Origin of the sequence: Phormidium tenue FACHB-1052 (genome assembly GCF_014696675.1) — a bacterium.
In the GTDB taxonomy this organism is placed as follows: domain Bacteria; phylum Cyanobacteriota; class Cyanobacteriia; order Phormidesmidales; family Phormidesmidaceae; genus Nodosilinea; species Nodosilinea tenuis_A.
Genome location: NZ_JACJQN010000030.1, coordinates 1 through 23,906 on the forward strand (window position 1 = coordinate 1; position 23,906 = coordinate 23,906).

A 23,906-nucleotide genomic window follows, 5' to 3' on the forward strand; every position below is an offset into this window, starting at 1 on the left:
AGAGCAGGATGCCAAACAGCGCTCGATCGCGGGGAGAGTCCATCGCCGCGAACAGCCGGGCAATTTCGTCGTGGGTCAATACCTTGGCCTGGCCGTGGGTGCTCATCGGATCCGGGGTGTGCCTGCGTTGCTTTACTAGACAGTATTCACATTTCGTAGAGTAGAATTCACGAGTTTGCAGGGGTTTCCGGGTGTTGAGGCTAGATCGGGGTGTGTCTCATCACTGAGACAGGGTCAAAACCCGCATTCTTTCGTTAAGCCAGTCTCACTGTGTCGCACGACGAGACACGCTAGCGCCGGGAGGTGATAGCCGGATTGTATTTGGTCGCTACCCAGGTTAAATGACATTCCGCAATTTTGAATTGGCGAAAATACAAATTATCGGATTGCCAAAAATACGTGATGGTGAAAATAGACAATGGCAAACAGGCAGTTTAGAGTTTCCTCTATATGTTGGAGAAAATGAATGTACGTCACTGTGGCCGGGTTCAAGGGAGGGGTAGGCAAAACGACTACAGCAGTTCACCTAGCCTGCTTCTTTCAGCAGTATGGGTCTACTTTGTTAGTTGATGGCGATCCTAACTCCAGTGCTACTGGCTGGGGGCAGCGAGGTGAACTGCCCTTCAAGGTCGTGGATGTTATGGCGGCCCCCAGGCATAGCCGGAATTATGAGCACGTCATCATAGACACCGCAGCTAGGCCAGACAAGTCTGAATTAGAATCACTGGCCGATGGCTGTGAGCTACTAGTACTCCCTACCACTCCAGCAGCCCTTGATATAGATGCCATGATGCAAACCGTAGACCTGTTACAGGCCCTAGGCAGCGACAAATATAAGATACTGCTAACAATGGTGCGGTCACGTCCGGTCAAAACAGCGGGGCTAGCTAGGCAAGCTTTAGAAGGTCTCCCCCTTTTCCACCAAGACATTAGAAATCTCATCTGCTACGAGAAAGCCAGCCTTGAGGGCGTACCTGTCTACCAGGTCAAAGACCGCATGGCAAAAATCGCATGGGGTGAATATAAGCAAGTCGGCAAGGAGATTTTAGAGGCTATAGACAATGGCTGATGCCTACAAAAAACTGATAGACACCCGAACAAAAAAGCCACCAGAGGCAGCCCCAGAGCGAGAAGAGGTAGAGCCAGAGAAACCAGCAGAATCACCTCAGACTAAAAACAGGAAACGAGGGCGACCAGCTACCGGGAAGCGATCTGATCCTGGCTGGATTGGCAGAACTTACTACGTCAAGGAAGAGACTGATATTGATGTAGAGATGGAATTAGCCCTATTACGCCGTCAAGGTGTGGAGATGGATAAATCCGAATTGGTAAGCAGCCTGCTGGACACCTGGGTGAAATGGCGTCAAGGTGAAAATTCAGACAACCTACTTGGCGAAATTTCGCCAAGGCGAAAATCCGAATAGAAGTTATGAGGGGTAGCCCTGGTTGCTGTTGGGGGCTCGATAGCTATTCGACCACATGAAGGCTTACTACGGTGAACTCGTGAAATAAGCCACTATGCTTTTGTAGAGGGCACCCGCCAACCTTGGTATTTTTGAGGCAGAATGTGGGCCTCATGCGGCCACCTCCAGCGCTACGAGATCGCCGAGGGGCACTGTTCGCACCGTCTGAACGACTGGGTTCTGTAGCTGAATGGTCGCCATGTCACCGTCGGTGGCCAGCACAACCCAGGAACCAAGGGAAGCACCCCACAGCACCAGCACCCCAGCCCACGGATCGCCCTTTTTAGGGGGCTTTTGGGGGGCACACCCCCCTGACTCATAGACATTAATAGGGGGGGGTGTGCCAGGCAGCGAATACCTCTCTTCGGTAGCTTTGCGCCGTTCTACCCGCCTCATCAGGATGCCGAGGGCTTGGGCTTTGCTGGCCTGGTCGACCTGGTACCACCTGCACCGCCTGCCATCCTGCCTGCTCTGTCGGGACGCTGTTTCAATGCCCATCTGGTCGAGTAGCTGCCCCAGTATCTGTTGGGGGCTCATATCGGGCCGGATGGCCACATTGAGTGCTGCTTTTACCTGGGGAGCCATATCGAGGGCCTTAGCGGCAAACTCCATCAGCCCCTCGTCATCGCCACTCCATTCGCGCTCGCAGGTAATCCACTGGTCGATCCCGAGCAGACCTCGCACCTGTCGCCGTAGCTCTGCCGTCGAGATATCCCACGGGCAGATCCCTAGATTGTGCTGAGCCTGCTTCTCAACAGAGCGGGCATCAATGGTGCTGGCCAGCTCGGGGTGAAGGAACGCCTCAAGTTCTTGCAGCTGCCCACGGTATCGCCCGTCGTTGTCGAGCAGCACCAGGTCGGCGGTGACCTCGTCGAGGGGAATAACGTAGAAGTCGGCCAGATGCCATTTCTGTAGGGCCAGCCGTTCGTCGGGGTCGACTGTTTCGGCTTTCTCTAGGGCTTTAACGTCGCTGGGGCTAAGGTTGGCCGCATCTGCGATCGCCTGTGCCTCTGCCTCTTTAATCTGGAGCCGCACCGCCGCCATTTGCTCACGTGCGGCCAGGTCCACGTCTAACTGCTCGATGGTCAGATAGTGGCCCTCATGGGTTAATCGCACTTTGAGCGCCGACCGCAGCGACAGCATGGAGCGGTTGCGCTGGGCTTCAATCTTGGCCCATAGGTCAACGTGGGGGTTGAGCCAATCGTAGCCCGTGATCTCTGCCCCCAGCGCCCCCAGGCTGGCCGCCGTGAGCTGGGCTGTGGCGTTGGCTTTATCCTGTAGCAGTTTGCGCAGCCGCATCGGGTTGGTATCGCGGCCAATCTTAGAAAAGTTGCGCCCGTGCTTAGCGCACCAGACGATCCGGGGGACAGGTTGCCGCACCCTGGCCAACGCCTGGGCCATATCGGCATCGGTGCTGCTAGCTCCCCAGAATAGGCCGTGTACTTCGTCGAAGTGCTGTACCTCGATGGATACGCCGGTGGCCATCGAGGGGGTCGCGATAACCACCGGGTAATCGGTAATGGTCTGGTTTGGATTGGTAATAATCGCCTTCTCAACGTCACCCCCGCTGGTGTCGCTGTTGAGCAAGAGCACCCGCAACCCCACCGCCTCAATCTCTCTAATCAGGCAATCTAGGCGCTTACTACCCGCCTTAGAATCGGTGACGACTAGCACCCGTTTTCCTGCCTTCACAGCCGCCACTAGCCGAGCCGTAGCGGCGCTAGCGTCGGGGGATTCGATAAAGGTAACCGGCCAGGGTTCGACCTTGGCATCGTTCACCAGCAGCCAGGCGGGGGCACCGTCGCCCCGTAGCGCTGCGATGTAGTCGAGAAAGGTTTTATCTAGGTCGGCATCGGCTACAATGACCCGCCGCGCCGCTTGCACCAACTGAGTAAACCGGGCCAGCAGCACGGGCCTTGCCCCGTCTTTATTGCACGTCGAGCTGGTGAGGAGGTGCCGCATCAGCTGCACAAACTCGTCGAGGATCAGATCGCAGCCCTTAAACTTACTGGGGTCAATAGCCAGCAGGGTGCCGTCGACGCAACCACCAACCCGCAGGGTATAGCCGTCGCCGTCGATAAACTCACCATTAAGCCGGTCAATATCGCCGCGATAGTTAACCCCTAGGCGGCGGCATAGGTTGCGCATCAAAACGATGCGGTGCCCCAGCACAAGGGTTTCACCGCCGCCGGATACCAAATCTGCAACCAGGTTGGTTTTGCCGGTGCCCTTGGCAGACCTCAGGGCAATGATGCCGGTGTCGGGAATGGTGGCGGTGTCGAGGGTGTCCAGGTTGCGAGTGTTAATCCGCATTGAGGGGATAAGCCCCCCTAAACAATTGTCGAGAGCCAGCTTTAGCCGCCATTCGTCGAGCGTGAGCGCCTGGTTGATCGCCTGGTGCAGGGCATCGGGGCCATGATTGGCAACCAGATCGTCTAAGCCTTTGCCCTGCTCTGCTGACCATTCAACGATCCGCACGATGCAGCCCGCCGCAGCGAGTAGCCCGCCAAACCGCATTAAGGCCCCCAGCACCCGCCGCCGAGCCTTAGGTTTAATATCTTGGTCAAAGGCCAGATAAACGGGCCGCCCTGGGGTCGCGATAACCTTGACATCGTCGACTAGTTCAGGCTTGCAGGGGTTGCCCAGCGCATCTTTTACCCGGTAGCCAGCGTTAACGCCCACCAGGGCGATCGCAGCTAAGCCCAGCGATAGGCCACAGCCTGACTTCTTCGCCCCTTCAGTCCAAAGCACTGGGGCGGCTGGGTCTGCAATGATGTCGGGCCAGTAGTCGGGGTTGCCGGTGTCGAGGTATAGCGCTCTAGGTTTGGTGCCCTCTGGAGACGTATATTTTTTGGGCTTGCCCTTGCCGTCGAGGTCTGGGGTGTCTGCCTTGAACTGCCCCCAGTCTAGCGGTGCCCAGTTGTTCAGGGGGTCTAATCCTGACACCCACCAACCGCCTTGGGCTGAGTTCTCGTAGCGCTGCAAGATGCTGCCAACCGCGCCAGTAACATACTGGCTACCCCAGCCACCGATAGCGCCTAGTTTGTGCCCCGCCAGGCGCTCGATGACCTCTTGGCCCTCGATGCTGCTGACGTTGGCTTGAATAATCTCGACCGCAACCTGTGATTGCTGCCACTCGTTGAGGTGTGCCGTTTTCATAGCGCCACCTCCCCAACTTCCAGGAGGTGAGCCGCTGCGTGAAGTGGCGCGAGTTTACTTAGAAAAGATTTTGCTGAGGATGGCCGTCGCCTAAAGGCGCACAAACTCAACGTATGCCTAATATACGGTCGGTTCGATTGGGAAGAAGTGAAAAAAGGTTTGATTACACGTGAAAACATTTGGAAACCTACGGATTACCCCGGCTGTAGCGTTGCTGGGCATGACAAAACAGGCGCACTATTGCGCCGCTGATTTACATCAGCTATCCTGTAGGGGAATTTGATTTTGAAAAAACGAATCCCGTCACGTCCCCATGGCGTGTTCTGGAGTGGAGCAAGGCGATAGTTACTTCTTGGCGGGAGGATCTATCGTTTTTGCTTTTTAAAGGGTTCGCTCAGACGGACTCACATAAAAATCACCTCCTGGTTGGGGCTAGTTTACAAGATCAATCAAGATGGTGGAAATCCTGGCAGTTTTCCAGGCTGGCCGCCCAGTTCTTGCACCTGTTCGCGCAGCACTTGATTCTCAGCCCTCAGGCGCTCGTTATCTTCTATCAGCACGTCCGGGAGCGCATAAGCTTCCCCTAGTGCTGTCAGGTCTGCCTCGGTTTGCTGTAGCCGCTGAGTCAGCAACGCGTTGCGATCGCTCTCGCTGCGTTCCACACCAAAAGCAGCGTCAAAGCGGCGTTCTAGGGTTTCAGTCATCAGAGCAATGCATAGGGCCAAGGCCGCTTTGTTGCCCTTATAAGCCTGCCAGAGCCAATAGGCGCTGACGGCCTCTAACTCTAAACCTCTAATTCGGGTTTGTCCTCGGGTTTGGTCGGGGTCAGGCTCCACCTCAACGTCAGAAATCGCGGGCGTATAACCCTCGCCCATCAAAGCTTTGAAGCTTTTCGACTGCAAAAATTCGCGGGCGTTTCTTTCAGATAGCCCAACAGATTCAGCTGCCTGAGTCTGGCTCATTCGGTAGGAGCCATCGGGCATCTGGAAACCATCGACCGACAACTGACCGATCGCAACCGGGGCGCGTTTGGCTTTATCGTCGGTGGTCATCCGGCCACCCGCTGCCACAGGCGGGCAATCTCAGCCAGTAGCACCTGAATGTTTTGAGTGAATGCCCGGTGCTCTGTGGCATTGGCCTGGGCCTCTAGCTGCCACTGCTCACGCGCCGCGCGCATCTCTGCTCTGTCGGCTCTGGCCTCAGCCAGGAACACCTCAAATCGTTGGTCGGCCTCGGCTTTGTGCTGCTCTGCCCTCTGTGTGGCTTCCTGCTGTTGCTGGCCCATGTCGGCAATCATCGCCACGGTATCGGCGATGGATGCCTCTAGCTGGGTCTGAGTTCGCTGGTCGGCCTCGGTGATGCGCTCACCCCATGCCTCAATGGCGCGAGCATTGCTCTCGGTGATTCTCTCGGTGCGCTCTAGCCCCGCCTCGATGCGGTCTAGGCGCTCAGTGCTAGCAGCATTAGATTCGGCCACTTGAGCCAGTAGCTGCTCTATCCGGCCTAGGCGATCGCCGCTGTAGGTCATTTCCCGTCGCTCCCTTCCTTAATAGATTTGACCTGCTCAGCAATCTCAGGGATGGCTAGGGCCATGCGCACCAAATATTCATACTGGCTGCTAATCGGACGAACTGACTTATCGGCCAAGTCGCTAACCAGCCGGTCTAAGTCGTCAGGGACTGTTATTGTGCGTCTCATTTTGTCGTCTTCTAGCGCCATCGCGATCTTACTCCTGATTAATTGAATAGATGCGATCAGTTTATCTCAGCTCTCATACGAAATATCTTTTCTATGATATCTGATGCTATCTGATGATTGTGTGCTACAACTATGGCATGAGTTCACCTGAACCGCAAATGAGTTCACTCGAACCGCTATTCACCTACACCGAGCTACGCCGCTTTATCGCCCAGCACCTGGGCAAAGCGCCTGCAAAATCTACTCTTTCGGGGTGGATGGCTGAGGTTTTGGACTTGCCCAAGGCTGACCCACAGCAACCTCGCTCCTACACCCTGACTGAGGCCATGGCCTTGGTTCTCTGGGGCAGGGCTGGGGAGATAGCCAGGCGCGGCGATCGGTGCTCTCGATCTGAACGACGCAACCAGTACTTTCTTGAGGCTTATCAAAAATGGCAGTCAAAACAGCAGAACAAATCAAGAACCGCGCAGCCAGCACCGACAAGGGCTTCGGCGGCGTGAAGGAATCTCAACCCAGTGCACAGACTCCGGCTAAACCATCGGCCTACCGGGTTGAGTCGGCCAATGCTCTGGCCGTGGCTAACCAGCGCAACAACCAGGAATTGCAGCAGCTACTCAGCAGTGCGATCGCAGCCCAGCAGGCCACTGCAAAGCAGACCGCCTTGGTGGTCGATGCCTTGATGAGCGGCGAGTTTTTGCACCAGCAAATCAACCAGGAGCTGGGGGCGATTCAGCAGCAACGGCAGGAAGCGATGCCGCAGTTTGAGGTGCTGACCGTTGAGGCTCTGCTACCCAGCGCTGATCAGGTGATACACGACCTAAGGCTGCTGCCCGCTTAGCAGTGCGATCGTCCCAGCTCACCTCACCGGAACCCACCCAATGGTTTATCGATTCATCAACTCACTGCCCAAGCGCTGGCGCTACCGAGCGCAGCACCTGTGGATGCACATCCGAGATACCCGAGATCTTGTCTGGAGTCAGTCCCCTGGCAGCCTCCTGCAAGGAGCGCTGATCGTCCCCTTCACCGGTTTTTTGCTGTTGGGTTTCATCAATCTGCTGCACACCATCAGCAACGTCATGTGGGCTGCATTCCTGGCCTATGCGATGTTTCTCCTCATCTTGGCAGTCTGCAAGGCGATCGCGCTTTTCATCGCTCACTAAAAACCCCCAGATGGTTGGCAGACCAGGGCTGAGGGCATTGCCCGAAAACCATTACGTAAACGGACACCACTATTATGAAACCGATCCACGGGGTATTCGCCCTGGCCATCATTGGCACCGCAATACCCAGCGTCAGTAGCTTGGGCAACTTCGCCTCACAAGTCAGCAGCGCCCGCGCCGAGGCCAGCCGCATCGGCAATGACCTGACCGAGCTGACCCTAAGCCAGCAAGACCAGGCGCAAAAAAACGAGGTAGCGATCGCCCGCTATCAAGACGGCTGTATTCCAGTGGTGAGTGCTGACCAGCAGAACTACGTCTCCCTCGTGCTCAACCTCCCCGTCATCGACAGCGTTTCCAACCACCCTATCTCGGTGGGTTCTATTGTCTGCGATGCCCACGGCAACACCGGGGCGATTACCGACGATGACAACGACCCCAGCACCCCAGGTGTCACTCAAAAGATGGCCTTTACCGGAGATAAGGCGATCGTTGATGCCCGCATGAAACAGTACCGAGGAGCCGCCTACTACCTCCCCTCGAACATAGACCCAGCAAACTTTTAGAGGCTCAACCCATGACTACCTATTACGGAAAAAACTGGTCAGCCGGTTCCCAAGACTCAAAGACCAAATCCTCAAAACGTGGCCCCAACTCAGGAGCCAAGACCGCTCGACAGCTTCTCTACTGGCTGGCCATCTGCGTCGCCTGCATCGTGGCTGCTGCCAACATGCTGCCCTACTGCAAAGCGGTAAGCCTCGCACTGGTCAACATTTTCGACTTGCAAGGCATGGTGGGCTTCTTTGGCAATCGTGCCCTGGCCCTGATCGCCATCCCCGTTGGGGTCGTGTTGTGGGCCTTCATCCAGACGGCAGAAACTTACCCGATTCTGCTGAAGCACGACCGCAAGCTGATGCGCTTGATTGCCCTTGAAGCTGATTCCGCCGATCAACTCCAGGTGAATGAGGGCGACGATCCCGCCCTCGTGCGCCTCAAAGAATGGTACAACCGCTTTCCCCTGCTCAGCATCCGCAGCGCCAACCGGGCCAGCCTCGTCGCCTACCTCGTCGATACCTTCCTCTGCCTAACCGTCTTCCCCCCCGTCGAGGGCGGTTTTGGGCAGCTGGTGTTTGTCATCTTTACCGGCCAGTGGGGGCTGATCAACTGGGGCAGTGTGGGGCTGATCGTCACCATGCTGTTCTGCTTTGAACTCATGGTGCGACTCATCTTGTTCCTGGGTCTGCAATGGCACTACATGAAGCGAGCCCACGGCTAGAACGGCCAGATAACACTGTAAACGGGGGCAACGGTGCCCCCATCTCTTTAGGTGAAACCATGAGTAACTTAGCGACCACACAACCCCTTTGGATTGACACCGCCGAGGATGCCGCCGAAGGGATGCACAACCCCAAACTCTATATCGGCGGTGGCCTAGCCGGTGGGCTCATCCTGGGGAGCCTGCTGAATCCACTGACGGGCCTAGCTGCTCTGGCCTATGGCATCTACCTGGCCTGGGATGCTAACGAGCGCAACAGCGACCAAATCGAAGCTGTCAGCGATGGCCTGGTTGCCCACCTACTGGATAAAAAGCACCTCCGACAGTACCAAGCCGATGTCGGAGCCGACCAGGTGCAGGCAGAGCTAACCCAGGCGATCGCGCGAGAACTGCGCCTCTCAGACGATGCCGAAAACTTGGCCAAGTCGCTAGGGTTGCTGGGCAAGAATGCGCCTGCTGCCCCGCCACAACTGTCCCCAGCCGCCCCCATCGGCCCCAGCACCCGCCTAAATGCCCTACCTGTAGCGGCAACCCCTAGCGGCTCCCAGCAGTGGGATGAGGACGAGGTAGCGATCGCCCCCACGGCAACCGGCATCCTGCAAGATTGCCTGGCCTATCCCACGATTCTCATCTACGGCCCCCAAGGTAGCGGCAAAAGCACCCTGGCCCATTGGCTGATTCAGCAGCGGATCGCCGCTGGCCACCACTGCGAGATCCTAGATCCCCATGCCGCCTACGGGGCCTGGGAGGGGTTGCCGCTCTATGGCGCTGGGATGGACTATGCCGCCTGCGACGCTCGCCTGGTGGCGTTTGCTGACCTGGTGAAAAGCCGCTACCAGGTCTTGAGCACTAAGCCCAACTTCAACCCCAAACCCTATACCCTGCTGACGGAGGAATTTACCAACTGGGCCCAGCACTGCTCCCACGCTGGCCAGTTTTTTGGCAGCTCTATGTCTGACTTGCGGAAGGTGAATATGTTTGCCGTCTACGTTGCCCATGGTCGCACCCTAACTTCTCTGGGGGGTAAGGCCGGTGTCGCTGAACAACGCGACCAAACCTTACTCGAAATCGAGCTATCTGCGATCGTTGGCCCTGGGGGTAAGGCCATGCCATCGGGTAAGGCAAACGTCTATTACCCAGGCCAGAAAAACACCCCGATCGCCGTAGAAGTGCCCACCCTAGAGCTAGAGCAACCGGCCAACAATCAGGGGCTAGAATCCGCCTACTCTGCCGATAGCTCAAATGATGAGGTGGCCATTATTAGGGAGGTTTTGATTAAGGCTAATGAGCCTCTGCTGGCATCCCAAATCAGGCAAAAGCACCGGGCACTAAAGGACGGGGTAGACACCAAAGCACTGGAGCAAAAATTAGAGAGGATGGCGCACGAGGGCTTTATCGAGCGCCTCCCTGAGAATCCGCCCCGCTACGCTGTCTCGTGAGTGTCTTGCCCACGAGACAAAAAGCCTGGAGCCCTTGTCTTGTGGGTGTCTCGCCGTCTTGTGGGCTGTCTTGTGACTGTCTTGCGAAATAACCCACAAGACAGCCGCAAGACGCCTACAAGACGGCCACAAGACAGCAGCACCGACTACCCTACACCGCTATTTAGGAGTAGCAGAAATGACCTGGCAATGCCCTTATACCCCACTCGAATTGCACCAGTTCAACCCCCACGGCTTTGCCTACGGTGATCGCGTTGTCCTGCCCGATAGCCGCACTGGAATGGTGAGCAAGGTTGGCTACAAATACGGTCACGTCGACGCAGACGCAGGGGCCGATTGGAAAGGCTACCTGACCGAGTTGAGGCCAGCGATACCCGATGAAGTGGGCCTGCCCAGGATGCAGCAATTGAGTCTGCTGTAGTGCGATCTTGCAGAGACCAAACAAAAAACCCCACAGGCCAGCGGTGCCGGTGGGGGTTTGTTCTTAGGGTGCATCTACGATTTAGGACTCCTGCCCGCTGCCTACCCATGGTGCCCTCGCCGGCGGGGGCGGTAGCAGGGGTAAGCTATTTGGCGTAAATGGAATTTTACATCTGCCTTTGGCGATCGCTAGGGGCTTTGTTTTGCTCTGCCCTCGGCCAGAAGTAAGGGGATGGGCAACCCGGCTAGTTGCGCGCGCAGGCAACTACTCAGCTCACTAGCTTTCAGCAGTTTGAAGCTACACCAGTATTTCTCCCACCCCAAGAGAATGCACCTGGTTCACTCGAATCGAGAGCAGCTCGTAGCTAATCCTGCTTAACATATTCCTAATCGCGCAAAATATAGCCTACGCCTCTCACTGTATGGATTAGGCGTGGTTCGCCGTTTGCTTCTAACTTCAATCGCAGATAGCGAATATACACCTCAATAATGTTGGAGTCTCCGAGGAAGTCATAGCCCCATACGCGTTCGAGAATCAGCTCACGGGTATGCACCTGACGAGGATGATTCATCAGATACTCTAAAAGGTCAAATTCTTTAGCTGTCAATTCAATCGCTCTCTGCCCTCGCAGTACCTGCCGAGTTGCTCGATTTAAGCTAACATCCTCAATCTGCAATATTTCTAGATTAGGCTCTTGGACGCGACGTAGGTGAGCACGAACACGAGCTAACAACTCCTCAATACTAAATGGCTTAACCACATAATCATCTGCTCCTGCATCAAGCCCAGTAACGCGGTCACTAATCTCGTCTTTTGCGGTTAGTAAAATCACCGGCAGACTGCTGCCAGTTGCTCGCAGCCGACGGCATAGCTCAACTCCCGTTAATCCTGGCAACATCCAATCCAGAATTGCTAGATCAGGCGTTGATTCCCGGGCTAGAACTAATCCTGCAATACCATCATGAGCGACACTAACTCGATAGCCCTCACTGGCTAGTTCTAACTGGACGAATCGGGCCAATTTTACCTCATCTTCGACCAGCAGAATGTGAGCATTGATCGGGTTATTCATCGGATCACTCCAAGGATGAACTGAGTTAGGCCGTTTGTTGCCTGGTATTAAACTGTAGCGGTGTTTAACCCAGGCAAATAGATTGTAAAGGTACTACCTTTGCTTAGTTTGGATTCGACAGTGATTCTGCCGCCCATTTCTTCGACCATTGTTTTGACGACAGCTAGCCCAAGGCCGTAGCCCCCAGTCGTGCGAGTGCGAGCCTGGTCAACCCGGTAAAATCGCTCAAAGATTCTGCTTTGGTCTAACAAAGGGATGCCAATGCCTTGATCCGATACCTGAATGAGGGCCTTATCGCCGGAAGAATGTACTTTTATTTTGATTGGCCGATCAGGGTTTGAGTATTTCATGGCGTTGTCAATTAGGTTGAGCAAGATCTGCTTTAAGCGATCTCGATCGACTCGGGCAATAACGTCAGTAGTTGATTCAATCGGGACTTGCCGATGGCTGAACTTTTTTGTCATATCAGCTACTTCTGCTACCAGGGCATTTAGAACGACTGGCTCGACATGAAGGTGTAGCTGACCACTGTCTGCGCGTGCAAACTCAAGTAGATCTTCGAGCAAGCGAATGGTTCTATTCGCTTCAGAAGAAGCGGTTTCTAAGGCTTCTTGCTGATACTCATTGAGGTTGGTACTGCGTCGAAGAACGCTTTGTAAATACCCAGAAACAATCGTTAAAGGAGTCCGTAGTTCATGGGAGACGTTACTGACGAACTCGCGCTGTTGTTCCCAGGATTCTGAAAGGCGCAGCAGCATAATGTCGAAGGTCTGCGCTAAATCTTTGACTTCGCTAGGGGCGTGAGTCAGTTGTATTCTAGCTTTACCTAGATCGTCAGGTGAAATCAGGCTGGCCATCCGGCTCATTTCCTGAAGCGGCTGAAGGGCTCGCCGAATGCGCAGAGTAATTAAGGTTATTATCAACAGCAACGCTAAGATACAAACGGCAGTGAGACCCTGAATAGCCTGAGTTAACTGACGTTGAGCCACAGTGACATTCTGGGCTAAATAAACTGTCCCAATTGGCTTTCCCTGGATGATCAGGGGTCGTTTACAGAGAACGAAGTAGCGATCACTAACTTGATAAACTTGGGGTCGGAGCGGCATGTCAGCGAGAGACATGAGTATGCCTGTAAAGGCAGCATCCATCCCTGCTGATTGAGCCAGCGTTTTGCCAGTCGGATCGCTGACCCAAATTAACAGGTTAGATTCAGAGATATTATGAATCGTTTTCTGCACTCCGACCTTGACCGGTAGCATTTCGCTGTAGAGCTCAACATCGCGGGGGAATCGTTCTGCGGTGTATTCAACCTGCTGAGCATGGGTGGCAATCAGCATTTGCTGCATCTTCCACCCAGCCCAAACGGCCACACTACTGACTCCTACCACCCACAGAATAGCTACTTCCAGCGTTAGGCGAAACTGGAGTGATGAAGGATTAAGGAAGTAACGTGCAAATTTCACATTAGAGCCCGGCGAACCATTCATATCCTCGGTCTTCCCAGTAGCCTTTCTGAGGCAACAAATCGCGCAACAGGGTAATCTCAGTTACCCATTTACTTTGCTTGTAACCCAACTTAATGGGTGACGCTAGTCGTAAAGGGGCTCCGTTTTCTGCAGATAGAGGCTGGCTGTTTTTTTGATAAGCCATCAACGTTTGTGGATGTAGGGCTGAAGCGATGTCCCAGCTTTCGTGATAGCCGTCAGCAGATTTGAAGTAAACATAACGTACGCCTGGCTGAGGTTGGGCTAGTCGGATCAAGTCTTGTAGCCGAACGCCTCCCCATTGAACAACAGCAGCCCAACCCTCAACGCAAACATGCCGAATAACCATAGATGTTAGCGGCAGCTTTTGCAAATCTGTCAGGCCTAATTGCATAGGCTGGTTGACTTTACCATTAATTTGTAGCCGAAACTGGGCTTGGTTAATTTCAGGAGTACCTGCGAAGGAATTGATCAATAGCTTACCAGGTTCGATAGCACTCATCGGAAACTCAGGAACGGGCCTTTGTGACAGAATGAGCTCTTCAATGCTTTGATTGAGGGGCTCAAAGGTCTGTCCCACTTTCTCTGAAAAGAGGGATGACCCACAGCTACTCAGTATTAAACCGGCACCTGAAATGCCTGACCATTGCAAGAGCTGACGGCGAGATAAGATTTGTTTGGAAGGCATTGAACTCATGGCACACCCCTATATAAACATTGATTTAATGAGGCGAAAACTACCCACCTTGAGCGCTAGCAGAGAATGGATAAGGGTAAACCCGATAACAACAGGGACTGTGATGAAATGAATTGTTCTGAGGGTTTGCCAATCGCGAAATAGAACGGCGAGCCAATGAAACTGGGCTGGCTTGTACATTGCCAATCCACTCAGAATAGCTAGCAGCAGCACTGGAATAATTGCTGTATAAATCAATCGATGCCAAGCAAAATTCTTACGTTTTTTATTTTGGCTAACTTGGATAACTTTTATATCGCTGCTGTTGGTAAACCGATGTTGCCAGCGGCGACTAACCAGTATATACAGCCCATACGCCAGCAGATTTAAAGAGTAGATCCACATAATCGCAAAGTGCCAGTCTCTGCCGCCAGCTAGCCAGCCTCCTAGCAGCAAAAAATCTGGAAAGTGCCAACCTGAACGGCCCCCAAATACAGGATTAGCATTGTAAATTTGTAGGCCACTTGTGACCATGAGTAGCAGGCTAATGATATTAATCCAGTGAAAGGCTTTTGCTGCCACAGCCTGATGTGGTAGTCGGGCCTGTTTTTTCTTTCCCACGGCCGATGAAGTCACGCCAGTCATTCCTTCGTTTTGACAATCGAATCAGTCAGAAAAACCTTTACAAGGACCAAGCTGGGAAAAAAGGGGCTAACCAGAGCTGGACTTGCACATCCCAGCCCAGCAGAATTGCGATCGCAGTCCCCACAATCATGACACCGCCTACCCGTTGCAAGCTAGCACTGTAAGGACGGAGCTTCAGTAAACGCTGACTTAAAGCTCGCCCGCTATATGCGATCGCAAGTAATGGCATAGCGGCTCCTAAGCCATAGGTAACTAACAGCCCAACTGCACTAATGAAATCGTGCTCGACTGCTGCGATCACCAAAATTGCGCCCAATACAGGCCCTGCGCAAGGAGTCCAGAGCAAGCCCAACTGAGTTCCCAGCCAAAATTCACTCCAAAGCCCCACTTGCAGTGAGCCTTTTTCACCTCGACTTTGCGGCAGATAGCTGAACAGCCGATACCCCCAACTTGGGAAAATGGCTAGTAATCCAAGCCCTAAAAGTAACCCAATTGCTCCATTCCGTAATAAATTCGATAAATTTGTTAGCCAACTGGCCGTAATTCCTAACAGGCTACCTGCAACGGCAAAGCCACTCACTAATCCTAAAACTAGAGCTACAGGGCCATAGTGATGGGATTGAAGTGAACGTCCTACTAAAATCGGCAAAATGGGCAAGATGCAGGGGGAGAGTACAGTCAGTACACCGCCTGCCAAAGCAAATCCCGTTGATAGAGCGAATGTAGCCATGATGTCAAAGAAGCGGTGAGGCTAAGCAAAGTTGAGCGGCCGAATTAAGGAACATGTACTTTCAGCCGAGCAATTGACGAATTAAACGTTCCGTTTCCTCGTAGGCTCCTTCGCCGATGTGGTCATACCGTAACTGCCCCTCCCGGTCTGCTAGAAAAAGATGAGGCCAATACGCGTTGTGGTAAGCTCTCCACGTTTGATAGTCGTTATCAACGGCAACAGGATAGGTGATTTTGTGTTTCTGAAGAGCTCTTTTGATGTTGTTAATTTCTCTCTCATAAGCAAACTCCGGTGTATGAACGCCAATTACCTTTAAACCTTGAGAAGCATATTGTTGATGCCACTGAACGAGGGAGGGCAGAGTTCGTTGACAGTTAATGCAAGCAAACGTCCAGAATTGGATCAAGACAATATTGCCCCTGAGGTTACCAATGGAGAGTGGATCAGAATTTAGCCACTGACTGATTCCCTGAAATTCTGGCAAAGGGCTACGGGCAGAGGAAAGGGGATTGATCCCGGTAGTACTGCTAGAAGATGTGTTTTGAGCAAGTGGCTGACTGGTAGACTCCAGCATTGTAGAAGTATTTCTCAGAGCAAGTGCAGTACCCACTCCTGCAACGCTAAGTCCTCCATAGAGTAGGAGTTGACGCCTACGCCATAGTGTTTTGTCCATTGAGGTAACCTTAGAGATTAACAGAGTGATGAAAGCTGGCTTCCTACGACTCTAGAGACGCAGTTACGCAAGAAGCCTGCCCTAAAGAGATTTGCTTTACCTCTTTCTATCCGAGGTGCTTGAGGAACTAAGGCTTGGTTGCTGGAGTTTGCTTCATGGCATCGCCTTGCTCCATGGCGTCACCATCTTGTTGCATGGCATCGCCTTGCTCCATGGCGTCACCATCTTGTTGCATGGCATCGCCTTGCTCCATAGCGTCACCATCTTGTTGCATGGCATCGCCTTGCTCCATGGCATCAGGCGTAGTCTGTTGAGTACTTTCGGTTTTACCTGTGCAGGCAGTCACACCAGCAACTAAGGTTAGCCCAATAATTAAAGACAGTACTGTCCGATTCATAGTTTTTGTCCTTATAGATAGCTGAACTAGCAGAGCTAATTTCTGGAGATGGCAAACCCTCTTTTGCAGGAAACGTGTTGGGTTTTGAACTCATCCCAGACAGTTCAAGTTTCTCTATAAGCACTGAAGCTTCCCTGAATGAAAGCTGAGAATCCTCTAAATTAGCTCCTAGCAAATTCTCAATTTAAATTAAGCCTTTTCTCAGAAACCGCTCTACGGCAGCAGTAGCCCACACCCGTACCCCATCTATTGCTGCCTGAGAGGGTGATTGTATAGCGTTTGTCCAAGCATCAGCATAGGCAAGCTCTCTTATCAAGCAAGGGGTAGAGGTTTATGGAGCAGTTCCTCTGAACAGCAAAGACGCTACAAAGACCCTAGGTGGAGATCTGTCTGACAAAACACCCCCACGGAATCTTAGATGGAAAATTTCAGTATAAATCCCTGGCGACTGGGGCAGACAACTTAAGATTCCCTTCTAGCTAATACAGATTTACTTGTGGATGGTTCAGCTCCACTAAGGCGCTTGCTTGACTGGTGCGCGATGCAATTCGGCTGAAACATGATTCCATCGGACAGAGCAGTCCTACGTTCAGTGCAACTCCTGTGGCAGAACTATGAGTCGGTTGCAAAGGGAAACACCTAGTGAAATAACTCTGAGTCCTAGAGTAGTTGTCCCGCGCCGCAACCCCTCCACAGCTGCATCTCCTGCACAAACCCTCCCTACACAAGGAATCCAAGCCAACCGAGAGGTTTGGTTGCGATTTGTAGAGAGAACGGCAAAATCAGGCTTTGAGACAACTGGCACAAGCCAGCATAAGCCAAACCTAGTCCACTTTTTAGCCCTACTGGCACAGAGCATATGTGCTCATAACCTATTAAGTGGGCTGCTTAAGTGCACTTGTCTTCCTTCCTAGCTGAGCCTCTTTAAGCAGAGGCTCGGCAAAGTTTGCCAGAAAGCGGATATAACTCGGCAGCATCCGCCGGAGAAAGGTTATTGTCGACAGGATACTGCCGAGGCAACCGCTGAAAGTCTTATGTGTCAATACTTCTAAGGCACTACAAGCAGTCTCCAAACAAGATCTTCAAAACCCAGATCAAAATTCTTGCCGGCTTGAGTTAGATAATTCTTGTTTTTCGATCCAAAGTATTAATCCTTCTTGAAAAATCCGACTAAGGTCGCCGCGCTGATTGACGTAGGAGTGAATTTTATTCAGGATCTCAAGTTCGATTGAGACAGCAGTAGCAATACGCGGCATAAGAATTCCTCCCAATAGATTTGAGAAAACAGGCTCTAAATTAGAGGCAAATTGATCAGTTAGCCAAATTCATGCGGTCTAGATTTGACAAGAAATCAATCAGATAATTGCTCGAAGCACAAGCGCACAAACAGCTCGAAATAAGATCGAACATTGAGGTATCGAATCCAATTTTAGGCAGCGATCGCCCTTCATCAGCTTCAATGGATTCCAGCAATCCTATGCAAATAGCCAACTTAGCTCGAGAATAACGCTCAAACACCGTAAAAGTCAACAGCTCATTTCACGTCCTAGCTAAATTTTTATTCCTAAGAATGGCAGATAAAATCAAAAAAGTCCACTCATCCCTTCTGTATCATATGCAACATTTTTTGAATCACAAAATTATGAGATTTATTGTAATGTTTTGTTAACTACCCTCTTTAAGTAGTCAAAGTGCTTGTTTAAGGCTATCTAAGATAGTCTGAAGAGGTTTCAGTCAGATTCAAAAATTGTTTAATGAGGCCGCGCTGGATTTTTACCCATAACGTTATGGGTAAAAATTGAAATGTGCGCGAATAACCTCTTTCCCCAATACCTAAATTCTTGAATGCGTGTTCTTCGCCAGAATTGAAAGACACATTAAAAGTCAACCTACTGGCCAAAGTCTGAGAGCCTATGCCTCCTGCGCACTAGGAGGTTGAAGCTTAAATTGCTCTTTTAAGTTGAGCCTCTGAAAGCTTTGCGTTAAATGGTCTTTACGACTTGCAAAGCCAGAGCTGAGCCCTTGGAAATCAAGAGATGGAACTGCCTAGAATCAACTGGCCCATAACGTTATGGGTAAATTGCCTTGCTATTCGTATAGTTATATAGGATCCACTTCTGAATAGAAGTTGAACAAGATGTGTCCGCATAATCAGACAAGCATGCCCCAGGGAAGGTTAAGTGACTCTTCCCTTCTCCACTTATTGATACTAGATATCAATAAGTGGAGAGGGGAAGTAGCTATATTTCTCAAAGTTTTCTTAATTTGACTACTTACTGTCAGCCCTTAAATTTGGTAGCTTTACTGCTTTTAGGTTGATCTCCTAAGCTTTTAACGCTGCCGTACCATCTCTCTAAGCCGCTCGCTGACTGATGCTCAACAAATTCCCATTCAGGCCATTTTTCACGGAAAGCTTGATGCCCTTGTTGGGAATAGTCTCTGACTTCATGCAACGTAGTATTGACATATTTAGAGAAGTCAGATTCCGACAATAGACTTGAACCGATGTCTTTGCGCGCTAGGGGATGTACGGTTCCATAGAATACGAATAACCGTCTATGGGACAGCCGCCGGACGTGAGGAAAATTCTGGAAAGAACAATTTTCGCCGAACCTCTCCTTAAAGTACTGAAGTCCCTTCCTAGCAGCGTCATTTACTCTTGGAGGATTGGTTCCAACCAAGTCTGCAAACTCAGCAGCTGTTAGGTTTATGTGGAATTCTGGGAGATTGACTTGAGCAAGAGTCAGCGCAGCCTGCCATTCAGATGACCACCCTTTACTATCATCTGCATCCTCTTCCAGTTCTATAGATGAAGAAACCACAGGGTTATTGGTACTTTGGTTCAAGTCTTGAGTGTTTATCGGCTTAATCTGCGACGTTACCTTAGGGCTAAAGAACCAGCTTTTAGATTTAGACCCTTTCACGGGCAGCGTTTGCACCTCCCAATCAGGAAATTTGTCAGCAAAAGAGCCTTTTTTTACCCATTCATCTACCGAAGAAGGGTTCGTGTTCATTCTTTGGGCGAATTGGGCTAACTTTAAAACCTCTACCTCTGGCCCACAACGGAAGTAGGTTAGGGCATTCAAATTTTCGTGGAATGACCAACCTGGGAACTTAAGTCGAAACTTTTCCAAGCCTTCCTGGCGACAGATCTTCTTGAGATAGCCAACGCCTATACCCTTGAGCAAGCTGAACTGATGGGCAGTTAGGTGATCACTTGGCAGAGTATCTTCCGGTTGCTCTCCCAGAATCTCAAGTTTGCCGTACCAGCGGATAATGCTTTTCGTTCCATAGTAGGGAACTTCTAGATAATCCCACCCTGGAAAACGATTTCGAAACCAAGCATGGCCATTTCGAGTGAACATATATAACTGGGTAATGCAAGGTACATTACAAACCTGGCAGAACTCTGGACCTCGTATGAGACCAGGAATAGGAGCATCATCTGGATGTTCTCTTAAAGGCCCTGAGAACGTAAACCGCCATTCCTTCTGGGGAGAGTTAGGACGGTTGACCAATTCAAAACTACAACCTTCGCCGAATTTAGCTTTGAATGCATCTATGCCTCTGCGGGCATAACGTCCTGGAGTATTGCAATGAACCCTTGCAAGGGCAGCAAACTCGAGTGAGTTTAGCCCAGAACGAACATAGGTGGCAGTGTTCTGAGCCGCCTGGAGAGCTTCATTCCAATCTTGAGACCATGGCTTAGGTTCGTCCATGCTAAATAAATCTCCCTCTATTTAACTGGGTTTAGATAAAGGGTAAACCTAAGGAGACTCAAGGTTCTAGAGGTCGCGAGTTAAATAAACGGAGAGCCTATATATAGCAATGAAATCTATTTAAGCGCTGAATCCCTTACATATCAAGGCTTTAGAGCAACATCTCAAAAACAATTTTATTCAATGTTTAGGTCGGATTGCCTGAATCATTTTCTTTATTGCTATATAAAACTAGTTTTTATAGAAAAACCTTGACTGTTTTCCGTGCTAACTACTATATGAATTCTCAATTTTCTTATCATGCAAAACATCTTAGGCACCATCAATTATTATAAAAGTGAACTTGGGCCTTCGCAGATTGCGGCCTATAATCAGTTTGAGTCAGCCTTCAGGCTCTTTTTAATGCCTGGATGGGGTCTTCCAAGGCCACCTAAACGCTCTACAAAAGAAGATTTAGCCAATGCCCACTATGCGTTGAGTCAGCTTCCCATTGAGAAACTCTATGGATGGGAGATTGCTTTAGAAAAAGGCTTTGATTTAGCTGGAAAGAATGATGACCAGCGCTCCGTACCACGTTCCCATATCCGCAAGTTCTATAAGTGGTCTATTGACAAGAGTATTTTAGTCGACCCAACGTGCCATGAGATGACACCGAAAGTCTCTCCACCTTCCTTTGTCGGGAGAGGTAATAGGCCCAATACGCGCCGAAACAAGGTTGACATGACCCCTTACAGCTTGAAGGATGACCAAATTTCTGAACCTTTGCAGCAGAAATTTGATGGGTTTTGGAAGTTCTCGATTGAGCCGTTTTATAAGAAACGAATTAAGAAGTCAATTCGTGAAACAACTGCAGAGATGCACTACAGAACTCATAGAGAGATGCTAGGTTGGCTTCATAATCACTGTAATGTCCCTTTAGATGAGTTGAGCTTTGACTCGATTATCCGCCCAGCCAGTTTGATAGATCGAGAAGATGCTGAAGCGGCCGCAGAGGAATTTAGAGAATTCATGTATGAGTTTGCTAAGTTTCTTCAGCGGCGAGGATGCCACTCAGACTCTATAGCTAGAAAGTTAGGCATAATAACACAGCTTGTTCAGTTTCAATATTTAGGTCAGTACCACCATGGCACTGGTCTGTTAGGCGGTGATAGGTAAAATGGGTGCAGTGCAACTACTCCAAAGCCATGGATTGTCCTCACTGCCAAAGCCTCCAGGTTGTAAAGAATGGGCGGGAATCGCTCTCAGACGGTGTGCTGCTCCAGCGATATCGCTGCAACGACTGCGGCAAGCGATTTAATGAGCGCACCGGCACCCCAATGGCCCGACTCCGAGCGCCTAGTTCATTGGTGGCCACGGCATTGACTAGCCGCACCGAAGGGATGGGAGTGCGGGCGGCAGGCCGCACTTTCGGTAAATCTCACTCAACAATTCTGCGCTGGGAAGAGCGCTTGGCAAATCAGGTTGATGCCTGGTCACCCTCGGCCCCAGCAGGTCGAGAGGTGACGCTAGAAGGAGATGAGGTGTACACTCGCGTCGGCGAGAACCGTCCCCCCCGCTAGCTCAGAAGGCTGGACGATCCACTTTATCGAACGCAGCAGTCGCTACTGGGTTTCAGCAATGGCGGGTCATAAGGACGAACTGCTGTTTCAGCGGGGAACGCAACAGGCTTGGCAGTGGGCACAAGCGTGTCCTTACATTCGGTGGTTCACCGACGGTGAGCGTCGCTACGCTAAAGCGTTGTGGGACTTGGCCAGTGTCTATCTAGCGCTCCGCAATTGCCCAAGAGCCTACCGCACTCGAAAAGTCTGGCGAGAAGGACTGGAAGTGGCGATGAAGGTTAAAGGCTCTCAAGGCCAGCGACGTGTGGTTTGGGTTAAGGCAGAGCATCCGTTCACCGCGATTAGTCCCACTGCGGAGGTGCATGCGAATCATAACGAGGCCCAGAATGCGGCCCTAAGACGACGGTGTAGCGCGTATCGTCGGCGTCAGAATCTCTATGCTAAGACTCGGGCAGGGTTGCAGCGCGTCTTGGATGTTCAGCGGATCATTCATAATTGGGTGAGGCCGCACTGGGGATTAGAGAAACGGACGACTCCGGCGATGGCGATAGGTCTCTGCTCTCGACCCTTATCAACCCAGGAAATCCTTTGCATGAAAGGGTTTCGATACATCTCCTCTTAACGAACCAGTGCCACCACCATCCTCACGGGAATGATATTCCCGTCATGAAAGTAGTGAGGGAGCTATTACTTTATTATGAAGACTGTGCCGATAATGAACTAGATCCACTATTGATCGAGCTTAAATGGCTGGACTTAAAGGAAGTGATTCAGAAAGTTGCGTTACCTGCCTTTAAATTTACAGAGTCTAAGACAAAAGATAGAGTCAATCGTCCTATAACGGCTATTGCAAATAGTTTTCAGGATGCTCTTCTCTGGTCTAAATCTTCGCTCATGGCACCCCGTCGACCAGGGGAATGGCGCACTTGTAAGATGGCAATGTCATGTGACTTAAGCGGAAAGCCTAAGGATCTTTTAGCTGGTGAATGGATTTGGCCCCTCCCTACAGACCGTCTTGAGGAGGAAGAAGTCAAGTACGGCTACTTGACCCGTCAGTACGTTTATCTGGATCCAGCAACACAGGAAAAGTTTGGTACCTATCTGGGTAGTAAACCACCCTCTGACCGTTATTTAGAGCGCGTTCCGCTTTGGTTTAAGGATACTCCGCCTCAAGCTGCCAAGAGTGGAGACTCCCATGGCCATCAGCAGGTGTTGATTATGGATCGGAGAGTGTACCGAGATAAGCACATTTATGACTTTCTAGAAGCCTATATCATGGGCTATTGGCGAGATAAATATGGTAATTGGATCAGCATTGGGAAAAGTCTTGAAGCTCCCAACTCCAGCTTTCATTTTTATGAACTGCGATCTTCTATCGCAGCTGATACCACTGTGCATGAGGATAATGGTCCTATAATTCAGCCCGCCGTGTGGTTGTATGTAGGGGCTAGAAAGGGAGGACAGCATCGCTGTGGAGACTTTGGTGGGAAAATTGCTCGCATAGCTTACAAGCTAACGGGCCAATTCTTAACGCCTCATCTTATGCGCTCAGTTTATGCGGTTCACCTGCTGGAGACAGTCAAAGATAGAGCTACTCTCATCTCATTGGCAGAGGCCATGGGGCATAAAATAGAGACGCTAGAGCGGATTTATGACAAGCGGCGCCCTTACCAGAAAACGCGGCTAAGCGAAATCGAGATCTCCCAACAGCTTGATCGAATATGTGCTGGGCTGCCCGTCAGCGTCAATGCACCTTCTAAGGATGCGGGAACGAATATGGATTTGATAAAGATGGCTATCAGCCAACTCTCTCCTCGCGAGCAGGATGTGTTGAAGCAATCCATGTCATAGGACATCTACTCGCACGCAAACCTACGCAAACTGCTTTGCCCAACATTGTTGAAATGACCTTTTTCGCAATGTTGGGCAAAAGGGTATTGGAGCTGGTGTAGCGGTTGATGCTGGAGCAGCAGATGGAGCTTCTAGATGCTCATCCACTGTTACAGGTCAATGCCCTCGATGTGAAAGGCCCATTATCAGATCAAATTTTGGTCAGGTTCATTGGGACTGCGAGAACTGCGATTAGACCGTGGCTCTTTATAAACGCAGCATTGGATCCAAATCCCTAAAATTTTTAATTGTCAACAATAAGTCTCCATTCTCAATAAGCCCTGGTGTTTTGCTCCGATTTAATGCTAAATCGCCAAAACCCTTGCTATGCGGATAAACTAAACTTGCTGAAATGCACAAAAGAGCAAGTAAAAATTTGCAACGTTATTTTGGATCCACTTCTGAGGTAATTCGGTGCCGAAGCAAAATCGCCACGACCAGGCGGAAA

24 protein-coding genes are annotated in these 23,906 nt (G+C 51.2%); 11 read left to right on the top strand and 13 right to left on the bottom strand.

The features are described from left to right. The first annotated feature begins 466 nt into the window (after positions 1 to 466). Together H6G07_RS25205 and H6G07_RS25210 are read left to right on the top strand one after the other, a co-directional pair. The gene (locus H6G07_RS25205; protein WP_073611093.1) at positions 467 to 1,069 is read left to right on the top strand and encodes a nucleotide-binding protein; all 603 of its coding nucleotides are present in this window, start codon (positions 467 to 469) and stop codon (positions 1,067 to 1,069) included. Continuing rightward, on the top strand, positions 1,062 to 1,424 hold the full coding sequence (locus H6G07_RS25210) for a hypothetical protein (RefSeq protein WP_073611094.1): 363 nt from the start codon (positions 1,062 to 1,064) through the stop codon (positions 1,422 to 1,424). The genes H6G07_RS25205 and H6G07_RS25210 overlap by 8 nt, the downstream gene beginning before the upstream one ends. Positions 1,425 to 1,574: 150 nt before the next feature. On the opposite strand, the gene H6G07_RS25215 is transcribed toward H6G07_RS25210, so the two are convergent. The 4 genes from H6G07_RS25215 to H6G07_RS25230 all read right to left on the bottom strand — a co-directional run bounded on the left by H6G07_RS25215 (position 1,575) and on the right by H6G07_RS25230 (position 6,320). Then, a complete protein-coding gene (locus tag H6G07_RS25215) occupies positions 1,575 to 4,622 on the bottom strand; it encodes a plasmid replication protein, CyRepA1 family (protein ID WP_073611095.1) in 3,048 nt (1,015 codons plus the stop codon). Between the two features lie 449 nt (positions 4,623 to 5,071). Next, on the bottom strand, positions 5,072 to 5,674 hold the full coding sequence (locus H6G07_RS25220) for a hypothetical protein (protein WP_073611096.1): 603 nt from the start codon (positions 5,672 to 5,674) through the stop codon (positions 5,072 to 5,074). Further along, a complete protein-coding gene (locus H6G07_RS25225) occupies positions 5,671 to 6,150 on the bottom strand; it encodes a hypothetical protein (protein WP_073611097.1) in 480 nt (159 codons plus the stop codon). Before H6G07_RS25225 ends, H6G07_RS25220 begins: the two co-directional genes overlap by 4 nt. After that, the gene (locus H6G07_RS25230; protein ID WP_171973110.1) at positions 6,147 to 6,320 is read right to left on the bottom strand and encodes a hypothetical protein; all 174 of its coding nucleotides are present in this window, start codon (positions 6,318 to 6,320) and stop codon (positions 6,147 to 6,149) included. The genes H6G07_RS25225 and H6G07_RS25230 overlap by 4 nt, the downstream gene beginning before the upstream one ends. A 430-nt stretch (positions 6,321 to 6,750) precedes the next feature. Between H6G07_RS25230 and H6G07_RS25235 the strand changes: the two genes are divergently transcribed. From H6G07_RS25235 to H6G07_RS25260, 6 genes are all read left to right on the top strand, one after another. After that, the gene (locus H6G07_RS25235; RefSeq protein WP_073611099.1) at positions 6,751 to 7,158 is read left to right on the top strand and encodes a hypothetical protein; all 408 of its coding nucleotides are present in this window, start codon (positions 6,751 to 6,753) and stop codon (positions 7,156 to 7,158) included. 40 nt (positions 7,159 to 7,198) lie between these two features. Then, positions 7,199 to 7,480, top strand: a complete 282-nt coding sequence (locus H6G07_RS25240; protein WP_073611100.1) for a hypothetical protein — start codon at positions 7,199 to 7,201, stop codon at positions 7,478 to 7,480. A gap of 74 nt (positions 7,481 to 7,554) precedes the next feature. Next, entirely contained in the window at positions 7,555 to 8,043 is a 489-nt protein-coding gene (locus tag H6G07_RS25245; protein ID WP_084173667.1) for a hypothetical protein, read from the top strand. Positions 8,044 to 8,054: 11 nt separating this feature from the next. Then, positions 8,055 to 8,753, top strand: a complete 699-nt coding sequence (locus tag H6G07_RS25250) for a hypothetical protein (RefSeq protein ID WP_073611101.1) — start codon at positions 8,055 to 8,057, stop codon at positions 8,751 to 8,753. Between the two features lie 59 nt (positions 8,754 to 8,812). Next, complete coding sequence (locus H6G07_RS25255) at positions 8,813 to 10,192, top strand: ATP-binding protein (RefSeq protein WP_073611102.1); 1,380 nt, start codon at positions 8,813 to 8,815, stop codon at positions 10,190 to 10,192. Between the two features lie 178 nt (positions 10,193 to 10,370). After that, positions 10,371 to 10,613 (top strand): hypothetical protein, encoded by a 243-nt coding sequence (locus H6G07_RS25260; RefSeq protein WP_073611103.1) that lies wholly within the window; start codon positions 10,371 to 10,373, stop codon positions 10,611 to 10,613. A gap of 385 nt (positions 10,614 to 10,998) precedes the next feature. Here H6G07_RS25260 and H6G07_RS25265 read toward each other — a convergent pair whose 3' ends face one another. The 9 genes from H6G07_RS25265 to H6G07_RS25305 form a co-directional block, all read right to left on the bottom strand. Further along, entirely contained in the window at positions 10,999 to 11,685 is a 687-nt protein-coding gene (locus H6G07_RS25265; RefSeq protein WP_171973111.1) for a response regulator transcription factor, read from the bottom strand. Positions 11,686 to 11,732: 47 nt separating this feature from the next. Further along, positions 11,733 to 13,172, bottom strand: a complete 1,440-nt coding sequence (locus H6G07_RS25270; protein ID WP_073611104.1) for a sensor histidine kinase — start codon at positions 13,170 to 13,172, stop codon at positions 11,733 to 11,735. Next, on the bottom strand, positions 13,150 to 13,866 hold the full coding sequence (locus H6G07_RS25275; protein ID WP_084173669.1) for a molybdopterin-dependent oxidoreductase: 717 nt from the start codon (positions 13,864 to 13,866) through the stop codon (positions 13,150 to 13,152). The genes H6G07_RS25270 and H6G07_RS25275 overlap by 23 nt, the downstream gene beginning before the upstream one ends. A 9-nt stretch (positions 13,867 to 13,875) precedes the next feature. Further along, complete coding sequence (locus H6G07_RS25280) at positions 13,876 to 14,490, bottom strand: cytochrome b/b6 domain-containing protein (protein ID WP_139297208.1); 615 nt, start codon at positions 14,488 to 14,490, stop codon at positions 13,876 to 13,878. A 37-nt stretch (positions 14,491 to 14,527) separates the two neighbouring features. Further along, positions 14,528 to 15,220, bottom strand: coding sequence for a cytochrome c biogenesis CcdA family protein (locus tag H6G07_RS25285; RefSeq protein ID WP_073611106.1), 693 nt, complete (start codon positions 15,218 to 15,220; stop codon positions 14,528 to 14,530). A gap of 61 nt (positions 15,221 to 15,281) precedes the next feature. Continuing rightward, positions 15,282 to 15,794 (bottom strand): thioredoxin family protein, encoded by a 513-nt coding sequence (locus tag H6G07_RS25290; protein WP_242026992.1) that lies wholly within the window; start codon positions 15,792 to 15,794, stop codon positions 15,282 to 15,284. 226 nt (positions 15,795 to 16,020) lie between these two features. Beyond that, positions 16,021 to 16,290 (bottom strand): pentapeptide MXKDX repeat protein, encoded by a 270-nt coding sequence (locus H6G07_RS25295; protein WP_190740807.1) that lies wholly within the window; start codon positions 16,288 to 16,290, stop codon positions 16,021 to 16,023. A gap of 1,094 nt (positions 16,291 to 17,384) precedes the next feature. Further along, positions 17,385 to 17,546 (bottom strand): hypothetical protein, encoded by a 162-nt coding sequence (locus tag H6G07_RS25300; RefSeq protein WP_171973109.1) that lies wholly within the window; start codon positions 17,544 to 17,546, stop codon positions 17,385 to 17,387. A gap of 1,023 nt (positions 17,547 to 18,569) precedes the next feature. Then, the gene (locus tag H6G07_RS25305) at positions 18,570 to 20,009 is read right to left on the bottom strand and encodes a hypothetical protein (protein ID WP_139297206.1); all 1,440 of its coding nucleotides are present in this window, start codon (positions 20,007 to 20,009) and stop codon (positions 18,570 to 18,572) included. A gap of 300 nt (positions 20,010 to 20,309) precedes the next feature. On the opposite strand from H6G07_RS25305, the gene H6G07_RS25310 reads away from it, so the two are divergent. The 3 genes from H6G07_RS25310 to H6G07_RS25320 all read left to right on the top strand — a co-directional run bounded on the left by H6G07_RS25310 (position 20,310) and on the right by H6G07_RS25320 (position 23,419). Further along, complete coding sequence (locus tag H6G07_RS25310) at positions 20,310 to 21,164, top strand: hypothetical protein (protein WP_073611083.1); 855 nt, start codon at positions 20,310 to 20,312, stop codon at positions 21,162 to 21,164. A gap of 29 nt (positions 21,165 to 21,193) precedes the next feature. Beyond that, positions 21,194 to 22,190, top strand: a protein-coding gene (locus tag H6G07_RS25315) for an IS1/IS1595 family N-terminal zinc-binding domain-containing protein (protein ID WP_139297207.1) whose coding sequence is annotated in 2 segments (ribosomal slippage) — positions 21,194 to 21,553 and positions 21,555 to 22,190 — 996 coding nt in all. Because the reading frame shifts where the segments join, the coding sequence is not laid out codon by codon here. A gap of 44 nt (positions 22,191 to 22,234) precedes the next feature. After that, on the top strand, positions 22,235 to 23,419 hold the full coding sequence (locus tag H6G07_RS25320; protein ID WP_073611085.1) for a hypothetical protein: 1,185 nt from the start codon (positions 22,235 to 22,237) through the stop codon (positions 23,417 to 23,419). Positions 23,420 to 23,906: the final 487 nt, after the last annotated feature.

Bases quoted from the DNA above. Each gene is read 5' to 3' on its own strand.
- H6G07_RS25205 (WP_073611093.1), top strand. From the start codon at position 467: ATGTACGTCACTGTGGCCGGGTTCAAGGGAGGGGTAGGCAAAACGACT.
- H6G07_RS25210 (WP_073611094.1), top strand. From the start codon at position 1,062: ATGGCTGATGCCTACAAAAAACTGATAGACACCCGAACAAAAAAGCCA.
- H6G07_RS25215 (WP_073611095.1), bottom strand. From the start codon at position 4,622: ATGAAAACGGCACACCTCAACGAGTGGCAGCAATCACAGGTTGCGGTC.
- H6G07_RS25220 (WP_073611096.1), bottom strand. From the start codon at position 5,674: ATGACCACCGACGATAAAGCCAAACGCGCCCCGGTTGCGATCGGTCAG.
- H6G07_RS25225 (WP_073611097.1), bottom strand. From the start codon at position 6,150: ATGACCTACAGCGGCGATCGCCTAGGCCGGATAGAGCAGCTACTGGCT.
- H6G07_RS25230 (WP_171973110.1), bottom strand. From the start codon at position 6,320: ATGAGACGCACAATAACAGTCCCTGACGACTTAGACCGGCTGGTTAGC.
- H6G07_RS25235 (WP_073611099.1), top strand. From the start codon at position 6,751: ATGGCAGTCAAAACAGCAGAACAAATCAAGAACCGCGCAGCCAGCACC.
- H6G07_RS25240 (WP_073611100.1), top strand. From the start codon at position 7,199: ATGGTTTATCGATTCATCAACTCACTGCCCAAGCGCTGGCGCTACCGA.
- H6G07_RS25245 (WP_084173667.1), top strand. From the start codon at position 7,555: ATGAAACCGATCCACGGGGTATTCGCCCTGGCCATCATTGGCACCGCA.
- H6G07_RS25250 (WP_073611101.1), top strand. From the start codon at position 8,055: ATGACTACCTATTACGGAAAAAACTGGTCAGCCGGTTCCCAAGACTCA.
- H6G07_RS25255 (WP_073611102.1), top strand. From the start codon at position 8,813: ATGAGTAACTTAGCGACCACACAACCCCTTTGGATTGACACCGCCGAG.
- H6G07_RS25260 (WP_073611103.1), top strand. From the start codon at position 10,371: ATGACCTGGCAATGCCCTTATACCCCACTCGAATTGCACCAGTTCAAC.
- H6G07_RS25265 (WP_171973111.1), bottom strand. From the start codon at position 11,685: ATGAATAACCCGATCAATGCTCACATTCTGCTGGTCGAAGATGAGGTA.
- H6G07_RS25270 (WP_073611104.1), bottom strand. From the start codon at position 13,172: ATGAATGGTTCGCCGGGCTCTAATGTGAAATTTGCACGTTACTTCCTT.
- H6G07_RS25275 (WP_084173669.1), bottom strand. From the start codon at position 13,866: ATGAGTTCAATGCCTTCCAAACAAATCTTATCTCGCCGTCAGCTCTTG.
- H6G07_RS25280 (WP_139297208.1), bottom strand. From the start codon at position 14,490: ATGACTGGCGTGACTTCATCGGCCGTGGGAAAGAAAAAACAGGCCCGA.
- H6G07_RS25285 (WP_073611106.1), bottom strand. From the start codon at position 15,220: ATGGCTACATTCGCTCTATCAACGGGATTTGCTTTGGCAGGCGGTGTA.
- H6G07_RS25290 (WP_242026992.1), bottom strand. From the start codon at position 15,794: ATGCTGGAGTCTACCAGTCAGCCACTTGCTCAAAACACATCTTCTAGC.
- H6G07_RS25295 (WP_190740807.1), bottom strand. From the start codon at position 16,290: ATGAATCGGACAGTACTGTCTTTAATTATTGGGCTAACCTTAGTTGCT.
- H6G07_RS25300 (WP_171973109.1), bottom strand. From the start codon at position 17,546: ATGCCGCGTATTGCTACTGCTGTCTCAATCGAACTTGAGATCCTGAAT.
- H6G07_RS25305 (WP_139297206.1), bottom strand. From the start codon at position 20,009: ATGGACGAACCTAAGCCATGGTCTCAAGATTGGAATGAAGCTCTCCAG.
- H6G07_RS25310 (WP_073611083.1), top strand. From the start codon at position 20,310: ATGCAAAACATCTTAGGCACCATCAATTATTATAAAAGTGAACTTGGG.
- H6G07_RS25320 (WP_073611085.1), top strand. From the start codon at position 22,235: ATGAAAGTAGTGAGGGAGCTATTACTTTATTATGAAGACTGTGCCGAT.